The organism is Arthrobacter sp. AFG20, assembly GCF_002892795.1.
Classification (GTDB): Bacteria; Actinomycetota; Actinomycetes; order Actinomycetales; family Micrococcaceae; genus Arthrobacter.
In genome coordinates this window covers 34,436-47,847 of record NZ_PJMC01000019.1, presented here as the reverse complement: position 1 = coordinate 47,847, position 13,412 = coordinate 34,436, and the positions used below count along the sequence as shown (strand labels likewise).

The window sequence follows — 13,412 nt, the reverse complement described above, 5'->3', positions numbered from 1 at the left end:
GTGTGAGGGTCCGGCCTGATCCGAAAGGAGACGGCCGTGTCAGAGTCCACGACCGAGATGACAGGGGTGATGATCGATCCTGTGACGGGAGAGATCATCGATCAGAAGGAGCTCGCGGAGCGGTTGCTCGCGCAGGCCAAGGAGCAGGGCGTGAGCTTGGTCGGCCCGGGCGGGCTGCTGAACCAGCTCACGCGGAACGTGCTGGAGACCGCGCTGGAAGCGGAGCTGACCGAGCACCTCGGACACGAGCATGGCCAGACGCCGATCGCAGCCAACATGCGCAACGGCACCAGGTCCAAGACCGTGCTTACCGAGATCGGCCCGGTTGAAATTGAGGTGCCCCGGGATCGGGACGGCTCGTTCGAGCCGGTCATTGTGCCCAAGCGGAAACGGCGTTTGGACGGGATCGACCAGATCGTGCTCTCGCTCTCCGCCCGGGGATTGACCACCGGGGAAATCGCCGCGCACTTCGAGGAGGTCTACGGGGCCAAGGTCTCCAAAGACACCATCAGCCGCATCACGGAAAAGGTTGTTGGCGAACTCGCGGAGTGGTCGGCCCGGCCTTTGGATCCGGTCTATCCGGTGCTCTTCGTGGACGCGATCGTCGTCAAGGTCCGTGACGGGCAGGTGCGGAACACCCCGTTCTATGTCGTTATGGGCGTCACCGTGAACGGGGAGCGGGAGATTCTGGGGATCTGGGCCGGCGACGGCGGCGAGGGTGCACGGTTCTGGCTGCAGGTGTTCGCCGAGCTGAAGAACCGCGGTGTCGAGGATGTGTTGATCGCCGTCTGTGACGGGCTCAAGGGCCTGCCGGAGGCGATCACGACCACGTGGGAGCGAACGGTCGTGCAGCAATGCATCGTGCACCTGATCCGCAACAGCTTCCGCTACGCCGGACGCCAGCACCGCGACGGCATCGTCAAGGCCCTCAAACCGGTCTACACCGCCCCGTCCGAGCAAGCGGCCAAGGACCGGTTCGCCGAGTTCACGGCCGAGTGGGGCCAGCGGTATCCGGCGATCGTGCGGCTCTGGGAGTCATCCTGGGCGGAATTCGTGCCGTTCCTGGAGTACGACGTGGAGATCCGGCGGGTGATCTGCACGACGAACGCAATCGAGTCGATCAATGCCCGCTACCGCAGGGCTGTGAGGGCCCGCGGGCACTTTCCAAACGAGGCCGCCGCCCTGAAATGCCTGTATCTGGTCACCAGGTCTCTTGATCCGACCGGCGGCGGTAGGGCACGCTGGGTCATGAGGTGGAAGCCTGCACTGAACGCGTTCGCGATTACCTTCGCCGGCCGGTTCGAACGAACCACTAACTAATGAAAACCGGCCGGACCCACACACCGTTTATCGGACAGTCCCATTTAGGCTGCCGTCGGAAGCGTTACGTAGCTGCCCTCAACGAGGCCGGTGGCAACAGCGGGAGCGCCGGCTACCGTGACATAGCTTCCATGGGTGACGGGAGGCAGGTTTCGGCTGCCGGGGACGGTGACATAGGTGCCTTCAACACGGGCCGGGGCGCTGCCGCCGGGCAGAGTTACGTAGCTGCCGCCGCGCAGTGCGGTGCCCACGACAGTGGTGCCGGTAGCGGTCTCAGAGACGGGTTCGGTTGTTGCGGGGCGTTCGGCCAGCAAAGTCATGGGTTCTCCTCGGGGTTCAGGATCAGGGCCAGTTCAGGTTCCAGTGCCGCTCAAGCAGAAGGGCGTTGCGGGTTGTGTCGCTTGCCCTGCCGGCCCAGGGATGTTCACCGGTGCGGTACTCGAGGGCTACTCTGGCCTACATCCAAGTTTAACGCCTTATTGATAGCTACTCAAAATAACGTGGGGAGACTCACGCTGTAGTGGCAGCCCTCCCCGGCAGCGGCAGGTTGTGTTCTTTGAGCGCGTCGACGAGCTTGTCGCGGTCGGAGGGGCGGAAGCCCTGCTGGGCAGCCAGGGTGTTGAGCTCGGGTCTTTTGCGAGGAGCCGTCCGACTACTAAGGGGTGCTTCGACGGCTCATCATTCAGTCATGCAGTCAGCCAACAGGCCGGCAATGAACAACCATGAAAGACCAGCCAGGCAGCAGCACCACGCTTCGAGACACCACGGCAAGAAGTCCACAGCGTCACGTCGTCGACGCCTAGGGCAACCATGAACAGCCAACGACGAAAAAACCCTCGATCCATGGACGGAAGGACGGTGAGCATCATCGGCTACAACACGGGGCGAAGTTGCCGCGCTGTCGGGCAGTGTCGGACAGCCTGCGGGCGTCCGGCGACACCCTTTCCCTATCGGTTGGGCGCCAGTCATGCCGCCCTCCCCCGGAACCACGATGAAGAAGAACAGCCACCAACAGCCGCCAAGGAGGTGCCCAGTGAACACCCAACGACGACGCAATAAAGAACCTCGCACCGAATTCTTCTTAAATCATGTTGACCGAGCTATGAACGCCCATGAACTGGTAACGAACAACAACCCGTCGATCCAGGAAGGCAAGGAGGTCCCCGGCCACAGCACCGGCCACCAATAAAAAAGGCCCCGAAGGGGCCCACAAGCGAAGAATTTGTCCACACTCAGAGGCTCACAAGCCCATGAACAGGGAAAACACTGTGCCCGAAGTGGGACTCGAACCGGGCGCCAACCCTTGAAAACCCGCCGCTCCCCCGAAGACCTCCCCAGTCCGGCCCTGTCCGACGCCGGTACAACCGAATCCGAAGCCCGAGGTGTGCACATTGTGCACACCCTCTTTTGTGAGCGTTCTGAGCCACGACGGACCCGCGTGAATGGTCCCTCGGGACGTGGAGAATCCCTCGCCACCGCCGGACGCCACTCCGCGCACATTCCCTGGAGCCGGAATCCGACACACGACCTTGGCCGGGCGCTTCTGTCCCGAGCAACCCGAGGGATGGGATTCAATGAACGTCATAGCCGTCGCGGCCTCCTTCGAGCGTCTCATGGGCGAGACTATGGAAGACGGCATGACCCGGACCTCGCCGCAAAAGGGGTACCGAACAGCCAAGAGGCCCAGCGCGTTTGCAGCATGACGAATCGCAATTTCCGGCTCTTTGACTTGGCCTGATGGAAGGGGTCGTCAACGCCACTTGCTGCCACTTCTTTCCTTGGCTTTGCTTCAGTTGTCGGTGACATCCCTAGCCAACTTCAAGGGGTGGGACGTAGCTTTTAGACACGGAACTCCGGTCTGCCGCTCTTGGCCGGGCTCCGCTACTTGGACCGCCAGGAAAGGTCCGCGTGTTCGGGCCCTACTCGTGTGAAGCTTCGGCAGGAATATGCAGGGTCGACGGAATATCAACTATCGGCTCCTCGAATTGCTTGGGAGAACAAATCCAGCGTTCACAGCCAGCCCAGGCTCCAACCCGTGAGCAGTAACATTGGGCGCATGGATGCCGACACCGGGTCACCGGCCGAACTGGAAACGGCATCGACCATTTTCGCTGAGGTCCGTCCTCGATTGTTCGGGATCGCCTACCGCATGCTCGGCAGGGTCAGCGAGGCGGAGGACATCGTCCAGGAGACGTGGGTCCGATGGCAGACCTGCGATCGCAGCCTGGTTCGGCACGCCCCCGCGTTCCTAGCGACCACCGCCACCCGTCTTGCCATCAACGCCGGGCAGTCGGCACGTGTCCGTCGTGAGACGTACGTCGGTCCCTGGCTGCCCGAGCCGGTGGACACAAGCGCCGACCCCGAACTGGGCGCCTTGCGTGGTGAAGCGCTCGAGTTTGCGGTGTTGCTGATACTGGAAAAGTTGTCGCCGACCGAACGGGCAGCGTACGTGCTGCGGCAAGCGTTCGACTACCCGTATGAGCAGATCGCTGAGATCATCCAACAGACAGAAGGGAATGCCCGCCAATTGGTCAGCCGGGCGCGCAAACGCCTTGCTGAAGAGAAACGCGCCGAGGTGAGCGTGAGTGAGCAGCGGCAGCTGCTGGAGGCATTCCTTGCTGCTGCCCGGACCGGAAACCTGGCCGCGCTGGAGGCACTTTTCGCCGCCGACGTCGTCAATTACTCTGACGGCGGCGGTAAGGTTCGGGCTTCCAAGTTCCCTGTTGTCGGACGGGAACGGGTCGCGAAGTACTACCAGGCGTTCGCGTCGCGTTTCTGGCTGGGCGTGGATACCCAGCCCTTTATGGCCAACGGCCGGCCCGCCGCACTGCTGGCCCAGGACGGGGTGGTGTTTGCGGTGGTGACTCTCACCGCGTCTGCCGATGGCATCGATCGGCTGTTGTGGACGATGAATCCAGACAAACTCTCCGGCGTAACGAGGGTTGGCGCCTGACGCAATTTTCCAAAGCCTGTCACAGATTGGTGTGATCTCCGGTCATAGCTGGTGGACGGGATGCCACTGCATTCCGCTAAGCCTTTATCGGAGGGAAGATCATCATGAAGATCGTTGTAATCGGCGGCACTGGGCTGATCGGCAAGCAGGTTGTGGAGATCCTCAGCAGTCAGGGCCATGAGGCTAAAGCGGCGTCCCCTTCCACCGGGGTCAATTCCGTGACCGGCCAGGGGTTGGATGAGGCGATGGTGGGGGCGGACGTAGTCGTCGACTTGACGAATACTGCCGATTTCGATGAGAAGGTGGTCGTTCCCTTCTTCTCCACGTCATCACGCAACCTTCTCGCTGCCGGGAAAAGGGCCGGCGTACGGCATCACGTGGCCCTGTCAGTCGTTGGAACCGACCGCATCGGCGTCGGCTACTTCGCCGGAAAAACCGCGCAGGAGAAGGCAATTAGAGAAGGCGGAGTGCCATACACCATCCTGCGGGCCACTCAATTCTTCGAGTTCCTCCCGATGATCGCCGATGCAGGAACCCGCGACGGGTCGGTTTACGTGACAAGTCACCTGATGCAGCCGATGGCTGCTGCCGACGTTGCCCGCATTGTGGCGGAGACGGCCCTCTCGCCCGCGATTGACGGCGTCCTTGAAATGGCGGGCCCTGAGCGCGCAGGACTTAATGAATTCGTGGGTCGTGTTCTCGCTGCCCGCAACGACTCCCGCCCAGTGGTCACTGATCCCCAGGCCGGCTACTTCGGCATACCAATCGAAGAGACCAGCATCGTTCCCGTGGGTGAATCCCGCATCGGGGACATCACCCTCAAGGAGTGGCTGAATGCGACCTCCCAGCCCGGCCTGTAGCTCGTTACAAGAAGTTATTGAAAGGAAGATCATGAAGATCGTAGTTATCGGCGGTACTGGCCTGATCGGCTCGAAACTGGTCGGCAGGCTCCGCGAACACGGACACGAAGCAGTGGCCGCCTCCCCTGAGTCGGGGGTGAACACGCTCACCGGCGAGGGCCTCTCGGATGTGCTGCAGGGAGCCGACACCGTAGTCGATGTGTCGAACTCACCCTCGTTTGCAGATGCGGCCGTGCTGGATTTCTTTACCACCTCCACCCGCAACCAGCTCGCCGCCGAGAAACAGGCCGGTGTTGGGCACCATGTCGCCCTGTCGGTCGTGGGCACCGAGCGCCTGGCCGAGAGCGGCTACTTCCGGGCGAAAATTGCTCAGGAGAAGCTCATCAAGGAAGCGGGCGTCCCGTATTCGATCGTTCATGCAACGCAGTTTTTCCAGTTCGTCAAGAGCATCGCCCAGGCAGCGACCGAGGGAAACACTGTTCGGCTGTCACCCGCCCTGATCCAGCCCATGGCCGCCGAGGACGTAGCCAGCGCTGTTGCGCGTACCGCACTCGAACGTCCATTAAACGCTACCGTTGAGGTCGCCGGTCCCGAGCAGTTCGGTCTCGACGACCTCATCCGCAAAGGCCTCAGCTTCCTTGGGGACTCCCGCGAGGTCGTCACCGACCCTACCGCACGCTACTTCAACGCCATGCTCCAGGATGGCGAACTGCTTCCCGGAATCGACGCGACCATTTGTGAAACCCGCTTCGAAGAATGGCTGAACCAGCAGTAGCGGACCCCGCGGGGTGTCCTTCACAGAGGACCGTTGTAAGGGCACTCCGCGCCCAGCTTTTCGGTAGAACGCGCTGACCAGAGCTCGGTCGAGGAGTTCGCCCATGCCCTTCGCACCGCTCTTCTTGCTCCGCGGGATCAGCACGCACGGTTTTCCCAACCGAGGCAGGTTGACGGAATCCCGGTTATCGGCGCTTGAAAAATAGGCAGCGAGTGCCCGCAAAAAGGGCTGATTGCGGGCATCTATCAGGGCCGCTTTCTCCCCAAGGTGCCGGCCGTTGCACCCATGGACGCTTCCGCAGGCAGGCGTTACCGTCGAGGCGGACGCAGAAGTTCCAGGGAGGAAGGGCGGCACCATGAGCAGTCCCGCTACCGAGAATGAAGTCCGGGCCGCCGTGGACCGGGCCACCGACGAAATGATCTATATCGGTCCGGACCATCCCTACTACCCCTTGCTCGCGGGCCTGGTGTCCGCGGTCGGAAAGGCGTGGCAGCAGGGGTTTGAGCAAGGCAGGCGTGGCAGCCACGAGCCAAACCCCTATACGTGGGTGCGGCGCGACGAATAACGGTTGCCCCGCGAGGTCCTGGGCAGCGGCGTGAATTCCTCGGGGATGCTGTCCCGGAGGTGCTCCGGGACAGCCGGTCAGTGGTGGGGCTCAGCCCTCACATTCGACACAGTAGGCATGGCCGTCCTTCTCGCGCGCCTTCTGCGAACGGTGGCGGACCAGGAAGCACGAGCAGCAGGTGAACTCATCGTCAGCCTGCGGGATGACCTGCACGACGAGTTCTTCGGCAATGAACTCGCCGCCTGGGGTCAGGCCGTCGAGGGCGTCAGCTTCGTCGAGCTCTTGAACCACAGACTGCGCGTCCGGTGCTTTGGCGGACTTCAGGGCTTCGAGTGAGTTTTCCTGGGACTCCTTGACGTCGGTGCGCAGTTCGTCGTAATCGGTTGCCACGGGAGGCATCTCTTTCTGTTGGGGGTTTACCGGTCCTGCAACGTACAGGACATAGGAAGAATTCCCCGATTGGGCTCTGCCGCATGGTGCAGCAAAGCGCTGCCCCGCCTCCCCCTGGGAGCGGGGCTTCGCTGTACCGGTTTCTATTGCCCGGTCTTGTCGGTCGTCACATCTAGCGTCACCACTGGTGGGCGACGTCGATCACGAGCTTTGATCCGCTGCCGGGGCCGGCAAGGGTGTAGACCTTGAAGGGCAGCCGGGCGCGGACGCCGAGGCCCAGGGCGGTGTGGCCCTCAAAGCTGCCTGCCCAGGCCACCTGCCTGAACGTCTTGTACTTCGAAACGTTGGTCACCTCGGAGCGGTTGGCCGGTGCATAGGTGGACTTGCCCGTGACGCTGTCATAGCTGGGTGCGTGGGCGGTGACCTGCAGGAATGCGCCGCCTCTGAGCTTGATGGGCAGTCCGGATCCGTCCTGTACGACCTTTGAGACGTAGCGGACGTTGTAGCCGGCTGCCTTTCCCTTGATGTCGATCACTAACCGGTCGAAGCAGGTGTGCTGTCCTGAGCGTATGTTGGTTACTGATGGGGCGCTCATGGCCTGGTTGGACTTGGCCAGTGAGCTCCAGACCAGTCCGCAGTAGGAAGTGGTCGCGGAGGCTGGCCCCGGAGCCAGGAGGCCCAGCCCGAGTGCGATGATGATGGCGGTGAGCCAGGCGCTTAGTTTTTTCATGTGGGTACCCCTTGTGGGTGTGAGTGATGGGATGTCTCCAGCGTAGGAGCGCCAACAGCCCGCGACGAGGGATGTTTCCGGTTCTTGGTGCAACCGTTAGGCGACCGGGAGTCCAATCACGGGACAGTGATTCCGGGGCGCTTTTCGGGGCCGTCGAAAGACGTTTGTGGCCCTTTCTCCACACGGCTGTTACCGCCGGTAACGGGCGCTACGCGCCGGTAGGCAAGAGCAGGGCGCTCCAGGTCCGTTATTGGCACTCGGGATCCCTAGCCGTGGCACACAGTTCCAGTCGGACGCTCCCACCTGAACGACATCCCCTGCGGGAATTCAACCTTCTCGCCAGCACCGGCGTCGCCTGGGAAGAAGGCGACAGCATCAAGCCGCCCCAATAGCCTGGTTCCGCCAAGCGCATGCAAGTGCTGCGGCCACATGCCGACCGGCTGGTTCGTGCCTGCACCGATCAGGCGGCATTGGATAAGCGCATCGGAGGCAGAGAGCCCTGCGGTAGTTCCCCAAAGATTTACGGAATCCGCATTATCGGCCTGTGAAAACGGGTGGGGGACCGGCCTTTCTGGCCTGCTTTGGCACCACCGCTGGAAGGGATGCAAGGGCTGTCCCTGTTCCTTTAGAGGGAGATCCCGCCGTCGATTCGGCCCAAATGGGGTTCTGCAGGTCGTTGTAAATGATCGCCTCGGGATTAGGGGTGATCGACGCGCGCACCTGGTCAGGGTCAATCGCGAAGCCCTGGCTCGTGGGCAGGTAGCGGTAGGGCACGGCCAGGCCGCCGAGGTACTCGATCGGGGATTCGTACCTCGGGAAGCCGGGGTTTAGGTAGAGGACGCGTTCCTGAATCAAAGGCAATCATGACGAACACCAAACGCACCCCGGTCCCCGATAACCCTCGCCACCGCCATCGAGCACCTCGACCTCACCCCTGAAGGCCTTGCCGACGCCCCGGCCCTCCAAAAGGACACCGAAAGCCTCGTGCACACTGGAAACGGCTAAGACTGTTGTCCCCTCTGCTCGGGCAAGGCCCGGCAACTACGCCTGACGACAGCGGCCGCTCTTCGCTTGGGTGCGGTTGGGTCTTCGTCCAGCCAAACCTGCCACACCCACCGCGGTTGACAGGGTCACTGCACATTTCTATGGGAGACGATCCCGGCCTGGTGCACCTGACTTTCCAAGGCTCACTGCTGGGGACAAAGTGGGACTGGAATACATCCCCGCACCGGCGGCGAAAAGTCAGTCCGACCCGCTCAGGATGGGACGCTGCAATCTTCGAGCAGGCCGGCTCACCAGCTAGGCAGTGCTGGCACCGGGCCCTCCGCCTCAATATGAGCTGCGTCGCCGCGTGCCAGCCATTTCAGGAGGCCCTCACGGTCGGACTCGATGTGCAGCGCACCGTTGCCGATAATCCACTGGTCGCGTTCCTCGGTAACCAGCGTCATTCCGGGCCCGCCCTTGGCACGCATCGCGCGTACCACGGCCTCGATGGCGTTCAGCAGCGAATCAGGGTCGGCCTCCTCGATGGTCCAGGCCGTGTCCAGGTCATGGTGGTGCACGACCACCTCGGCAATCCGCAGCGCCACAATGGACGTGGCCGGCAGCTCCCGGCCACCCACCTTGACTTCCGGCGCCGCAAGTTCCCCGGTCAACCGCTCGGCTTCACCGGCGAAAGCGGCGGCTGAGTCCCGCACTTCAGCCAGGAGCTCCTCCCGCGGCAGGGCAGCAAGGTCGGCGATGGCCTCCGAGCGCGCTTCAGGGGATGCGTACAGCCGGCGTTCCTCCCCGGACGTGGCCCAGTCAATCAGCCCTATCAGGGCACGTCCGCTGGATGCGACGTGCGCGATGACGTGGGCGCGGGTCCACCCTTCACACAGCGAAGGAGCAGCCAGCTCTTCATCGGACAAAGAGGAGACCGTGGCCAGGAACATATCCGTCTCCCGGCCCAGGCGGGACAGGTCTGAGTGCAGCCGTGCTGGATTGATCATTCCGCCAGCCTAACCGCGGCGCCCTGCTCCCGGCCACGGTTACGGCACGCCGGGTTCATACCGGCAGCCTATGGACTAAGACCCACCCTCCCACCGACGCCGGGATGCCCCTGCTGCCGGGCGCATTTGGCCTGTTCCCGCTGGATCCATCGCAAAAACAGCCCCTTTGATACGCGGAAACGGCACAATGCACCCCCGGCGCGAAACCGGGCATTTCCCTCATAGGCCGTGCGTCACATTACCTGTCAGGCTGGGTTGCCGAGGCCCCGGCGCGGATCCATCCGAATGCCGCAATGCCTCCACACCCGCCCCCTGAAAGGACACGCCCCATGACGCTGCCGCACCCCCAATCCACCCTCTCCGGAAACCCGGGAAAGGAGGCTCGGACAGCCAACTGGGTGGCTTTCGTCATCTGCGCCGCCCTCCTGTTCGATGGCTACGACCTGGTGGTCTACGGCACCGTCCTTCCGGGACTGCTCGCAGACGCAGGCCAAATCGGTCATTTTGATGCCGCCACCGCCGGGCTCCTGGGATCCTGGGCCCTCATCGGCGTGCTGGTGGGGTCGCTGGCATGCGGTGCGATCGGCGATTTCTTCGGCCGCCGCCGGCTGATGCTCGCCGGCATCGCCTGGTTCTCCCTGGGCATGTTCGCCACCGCCCTGGCCACGGACGTCACCGCCTTCGGCGCCCTCCGGTTTGCCACCGGACTCGGCCTGGGCGTCGTCATCGCCAGCGCCGGCGCCACGATGGCCGAGTTCGCCCCTGCGGGACGGCGGCAGTTCTACAACGCGATCGTGTACTCCGGGGTCCCCGCGGGCGGCGTGCTGGCGTCCGTCCTGGGCATCGCGTTCCTGGACAGCATCGGCTGGCGCGGTCTCTTCATCATCGGATCCCTGCCCCTCCTGGTCATCCTGCCCATTGCCTGGCGGAAGCTTCCGGAATCCCCGCGGTGGCTGTTGGCCCGGGGCCGGGAAGAGGAAGCTCTGGCCGCTGCCTGGCGCACCGGGGTGCCGCTTGCCGAAGAGCAGGTGATCCGGGAGGCCGGCGCCGCCCCGCGGAAATCCGGGTTCGCCGCCGTCTTCTCCCGCCAGTTCGCCGTGGCATCCATCCTGCTGGGACTGATGTCCTTCTGCGGGCTCCTCCTGACCTACGGGCTCAACACCTGGCTGCCCAAAATCATGGAGGGCTATGGCTACGGCAGGACCTATGCCCTGTTCTTCCCGCTGGCCCTGAATCTCGGTGCCGTGGTTGGCGGACTGGTCGCTTCCCGGATGGCCGACAGGAATGGACCGCAGCGGGTTATCGCTGCCACGTTTGCCCTCGCCACCATTTCCCTCGGATTGATGACGTTCAGTTTTCCGTTGCCGCTGCTCTTCACCTTCATCGCCACCGCAGGGGTGGGAACCCTGGGCACCCAGGTACTGGTCTACGGTTTCCAGTCCAACTACTTCACCACCAATGCCCGTGCCGCCGGCGTCGCCTGGTGCGCCAGTGTGGGCCGGCTGGGCGGGGTGCTGGGCCCTATCATCGGCGGTTGGCTGGCAGCCGCGGGGATCGGCGGGGCAACAGCCTTCTATATCTACGGAGGGGTGGCCCTGCTTGGTGGCGCAGTCACCATCCTGGTACCGCGCCAGCACAGGCTGGACGAAGCTGCGCCGGCGGCGGAAGAGCAGCAAGATTACGTCGAAAAAGTATCTAAGTAAGGCTTTTTATGGTTATTATATGAATCAATGAGGCCTCATCCCGCCTCACCCCGAACGCTTGGAGAGGTGGCACCGCAATGGAGATCCGGCAGCTGAACTACTTCATTGCGGTGGCGGAGGAGCGGCACTTCGGCAGGGCGGCCAAGCGGCTCCATATGGCGCAGCCTCCCCTGTCCCAGCAGATCCGCCAGCTGGAAGACCAGCTGGGCGTCCAGCTCCTCAACCGCACCACCCGCCGGGTGGACCTGACGGCGGCGGGCCAGCTCCTGCTGGACCGCGGCCGCCAGATCGTCAACGACGTCGAGACGCTCCGGGCAGATGTCTACCAGGTGGGAAGGGGCGCCACCGGCGTCCTCCGGGTAGGGTTCTCCGGATCGGCAACCTACGGCGTTATGCCCCGGATAGCGCGTCTCACCAAGCAGGTCCTTCCCGGCCTGTCGCTGGCACTGAACGGAGAGATGCTGACGCCGGCCATGGAAGCAGGGCTGCGGAACGGGACCCTGGACGCGGCACTGCTGCGTCCCCCCGTTGCCTCCGAGGAGATCGACTACCGCGTCGTCTCCCAGGAGCCACTCGTCGTCGCACTTCCCTCCTTCAGCGCCCTGGCGGTGGACCGGCCCGTGGCCATGCACGAACTGCAGGACCAGGACTTCATCGCCTACACACCGGAGTCCGTGCTGAACCGCATTACCTCGGACCTCTGCCGCCAGGCAGGCTTCCAGCCGCGGATCACGCAAGTGGTTGGTGAGACCTCCACAATGCTTGCGTTCGTGGCAGCGGGCGGCGGCATCGCCGTCATGCCGTCCAGCGTGCGTGCCTTCCAGCTCGACGGCGTCGCGTACCGGGAAATCGACAACGTTCCGCCGGTGGAACTGGCCGTCGCCTGGCTGCGCGGCCACCGGTCCGCCCTGCTGCAAAACTTCCTGGACGTAGTGGCCACGGCAACCGCTGACGCGTCCGCCCCTGCCGCCACCCCCGCTCCTGCTGACGAAAGGCTCCTCCCATCATGAAGATCGCAGCCATCGAGGCGATCCCCTACTCGATCCCGTACCGCCACCCGCTGCATTTCGCCTCCGGCTCCGTGCACGAGGCCGACCACGTCCTGGTCCGCGTCCACACCGATGACGGCGTGGTGGGAACGGCAGACACCCCGCCCCGCCCGTACACCTATGGTGAGACGCAGAAGTCCATCATTGCGATGGTGCAGGATGTTTTTGCCCCACAGCTGGTGGGCATTGACGTCTTTGACCGGGAAAAGATCCAGGCCGTGATGGCGCGGACCATCCACAACCAGACGGCCAAGGGCGCGGTCGACATTGCCGTGTGGGACGTCATCGGCAAGACCGTGGGGCAGCCCGTGACCAAACTGCTGGGCGGCTACACGGACTCGCTGCGGGTCTCCCACATGCTCGGGTTCAAACCCGCAAAGGAACTCCTGGCGCTGGCCCTGGAGTTCCGGGAAACCTACGGCATCAACACCTTCAAGCTGAAGACCGGACGCCGTCCGCTGAACCTGGACATCGAGGCCGCCAGGGTGCTGCGGGAGGGCCTGGGCGAGGACGCCGAGCTGTACATGGACGCCAACCGCGGCTGGACAGCCAACGAGGCCGCCGAGGTGCTGCGCCGCACGTCCGACCTTGGCCTGCAGTTCCTTGAGGAGCCGGACGACGCCCGCGAGGTCCTGGGCCGCCGCCGCCTGGTCACCAACTCCCCCATTCCCATTGCCGCGGACGAGTCCGCCGCCAACCTCGGCGAGGCTGCCCGCGAAATCCTCACGGGAGGGGCCAACCTCCTGTCCGTCAAGACTGCCCGGTCCGGCTTCACCGAAGCCGCCAAGATCGTTGGCATGGCCGAGGGCATGGGCATCGACGTGTACATCGGCAACCAGATCGACACCCAGGTGGGCACCGTGGCCTCCGTGGTGTTCGGCGCAGCCTTCGCCCACACCGCCAAGCGTGCCGCGGAGCTGTCCAACTACCTCGACATGACCGATGACCTGCTGGCCCAGCCGCTGGCCATCACGGGCGGCCGGATCCACGTTCCCGAGGGTCCCGGCGCGGGCACCGACGTGGATGACGACAAGCTCGCGCACTACCGCACCAACTGACACCCATCCCTGCCATTG

At 63.8% G+C, this 13,412-nt stretch carries 12 protein-coding genes and 1 pseudogene; 8 read left to right on the top strand and 5 right to left on the bottom strand.

The window, feature by feature from the left end:
* Nucleotides 1-69: 69 nt before the first annotated feature.
* Complete coding sequence (locus CXZ05_RS18815) at nucleotides 70-1,320, top strand: IS256 family transposase (protein WP_102974087.1); 1,251 nt, start codon at nucleotides 70-72, stop codon at nucleotides 1,318-1,320.
* Between the two features lie 44 nt (nucleotides 1,321-1,364).
* Here the strand turns inward: CXZ05_RS18815 and CXZ05_RS18810 are convergent, their stop codons facing one another.
* Nucleotides 1,365-1,640: a hypothetical protein gene (locus CXZ05_RS18810; RefSeq protein WP_102974039.1), complete on the bottom strand. Its 276-nt coding sequence runs from the start codon at nucleotides 1,638-1,640 to the stop codon at nucleotides 1,365-1,367.
* Between the two features lie 1,736 nt (nucleotides 1,641-3,376).
* Here CXZ05_RS18810 and CXZ05_RS18805 point away from each other — a divergent pair.
* From CXZ05_RS18805 to CXZ05_RS18790, 4 genes are all read left to right on the top strand, one after another.
* Entirely contained in the window at nucleotides 3,377-4,273 is an 897-nt protein-coding gene (locus CXZ05_RS18805; RefSeq protein WP_102974038.1) for an RNA polymerase sigma-70 factor, read from the top strand.
* A gap of 104 nt (nucleotides 4,274-4,377) precedes the next feature.
* Nucleotides 4,378-5,133 carry an SDR family oxidoreductase gene (locus CXZ05_RS18800; protein WP_102974037.1) on the top strand — a complete coding sequence of 252 codons (756 nt, stop codon included), beginning with the start codon at nucleotides 4,378-4,380 and terminating at the stop codon, nucleotides 5,131-5,133.
* 31 nt (nucleotides 5,134-5,164) lie between these two features.
* Nucleotides 5,165-5,908, top strand: coding sequence for an SDR family oxidoreductase (locus CXZ05_RS18795; protein WP_102974036.1), 744 nt, complete (start codon nucleotides 5,165-5,167; stop codon nucleotides 5,906-5,908).
* 355 nt (nucleotides 5,909-6,263) lie between these two features.
* Entirely contained in the window at nucleotides 6,264-6,473 is a 210-nt protein-coding gene (locus CXZ05_RS18790; RefSeq protein ID WP_102974035.1) for a hypothetical protein, read from the top strand.
* A 90-nt stretch (nucleotides 6,474-6,563) separates the two neighbouring features.
* On the opposite strand, the gene CXZ05_RS18785 is transcribed toward CXZ05_RS18790, so the two are convergent.
* The 4 genes and pseudogenes from CXZ05_RS18785 to CXZ05_RS18770 form a co-directional block, all read right to left on the bottom strand.
* Nucleotides 6,564-6,863: a DUF4193 domain-containing protein gene (locus CXZ05_RS18785; protein ID WP_102974086.1), complete on the bottom strand. Its 300-nt coding sequence runs from the start codon at nucleotides 6,861-6,863 to the stop codon at nucleotides 6,564-6,566.
* A 178-nt stretch (nucleotides 6,864-7,041) separates the two neighbouring features.
* Nucleotides 7,042-7,593, bottom strand: coding sequence for a hypothetical protein (locus CXZ05_RS18780; protein ID WP_102974034.1), 552 nt, complete (start codon nucleotides 7,591-7,593; stop codon nucleotides 7,042-7,044).
* Nucleotides 7,594-8,232: 639 nt separating this feature from the next.
* Nucleotides 8,233-8,439, bottom strand: a pseudogene (locus CXZ05_RS23530) (aspartate aminotransferase); the annotation flags it as partial.
* A gap of 446 nt (nucleotides 8,440-8,885) precedes the next feature.
* Nucleotides 8,886-9,584 carry a maleylpyruvate isomerase family mycothiol-dependent enzyme gene (locus CXZ05_RS18770; RefSeq protein WP_102974033.1) on the bottom strand — a complete coding sequence of 233 codons (699 nt, stop codon included), beginning with the start codon at nucleotides 9,582-9,584 and terminating at the stop codon, nucleotides 8,886-8,888.
* Between the two features lie 329 nt (nucleotides 9,585-9,913).
* Between CXZ05_RS18770 and CXZ05_RS18765 the strand changes: the two genes are divergently transcribed.
* The 3 genes from CXZ05_RS18765 (at nucleotide 9,914) to CXZ05_RS18755 (ending at nucleotide 13,394) form a co-directional block, all read left to right on the top strand.
* Nucleotides 9,914-11,287, top strand: a complete 1,374-nt coding sequence (locus CXZ05_RS18765; RefSeq protein WP_102974032.1) for an aromatic acid/H+ symport family MFS transporter — start codon at nucleotides 9,914-9,916, stop codon at nucleotides 11,285-11,287.
* Between the two features lie 77 nt (nucleotides 11,288-11,364).
* Nucleotides 11,365-12,297 carry a LysR substrate-binding domain-containing protein gene (locus CXZ05_RS18760; protein ID WP_102974031.1) on the top strand — a complete coding sequence of 311 codons (933 nt, stop codon included), beginning with the start codon at nucleotides 11,365-11,367 and terminating at the stop codon, nucleotides 12,295-12,297.
* Nucleotides 12,294-13,394, top strand: coding sequence for a mandelate racemase/muconate lactonizing enzyme family protein (locus CXZ05_RS18755; RefSeq protein WP_102974030.1), 1,101 nt, complete (start codon nucleotides 12,294-12,296; stop codon nucleotides 13,392-13,394). The genes CXZ05_RS18760 and CXZ05_RS18755 overlap by 4 nt, the downstream gene beginning before the upstream one ends.
* The last annotated feature ends 18 nt before the right edge of the window (nucleotides 13,395-13,412 follow it).

Coding starts and splice junctions, on each gene's coding strand:
- CXZ05_RS18815 (WP_102974087.1), top strand. CDS start 70: ATGATCGATCCTGTGACGGGAGAGATCATCGATCAGAAGGAGCTCGCG.
- CXZ05_RS18810 (WP_102974039.1), bottom strand. CDS start 1,640: ATGACTTTGCTGGCCGAACGCCCCGCAACAACCGAACCCGTCTCTGAG.
- CXZ05_RS18805 (WP_102974038.1), top strand. CDS start 3,377: ATGGATGCCGACACCGGGTCACCGGCCGAACTGGAAACGGCATCGACC.
- CXZ05_RS18800 (WP_102974037.1), top strand. CDS start 4,378: ATGAAGATCGTTGTAATCGGCGGCACTGGGCTGATCGGCAAGCAGGTT.
- CXZ05_RS18795 (WP_102974036.1), top strand. CDS start 5,165: ATGAAGATCGTAGTTATCGGCGGTACTGGCCTGATCGGCTCGAAACTG.
- CXZ05_RS18790 (WP_102974035.1), top strand. CDS start 6,264: ATGAGCAGTCCCGCTACCGAGAATGAAGTCCGGGCCGCCGTGGACCGG.
- CXZ05_RS18780 (WP_102974034.1), bottom strand. CDS start 7,593: ATGAAAAAACTAAGCGCCTGGCTCACCGCCATCATCATCGCACTCGGG.
- CXZ05_RS18770 (WP_102974033.1), bottom strand. CDS start 9,584: ATGATCAATCCAGCACGGCTGCACTCAGACCTGTCCCGCCTGGGCCGG.
- CXZ05_RS18765 (WP_102974032.1), top strand. CDS start 9,914: ATGACGCTGCCGCACCCCCAATCCACCCTCTCCGGAAACCCGGGAAAG.
- CXZ05_RS18760 (WP_102974031.1), top strand. CDS start 11,365: ATGGAGATCCGGCAGCTGAACTACTTCATTGCGGTGGCGGAGGAGCGG.
- CXZ05_RS18755 (WP_102974030.1), top strand. CDS start 12,294: ATGAAGATCGCAGCCATCGAGGCGATCCCCTACTCGATCCCGTACCGC.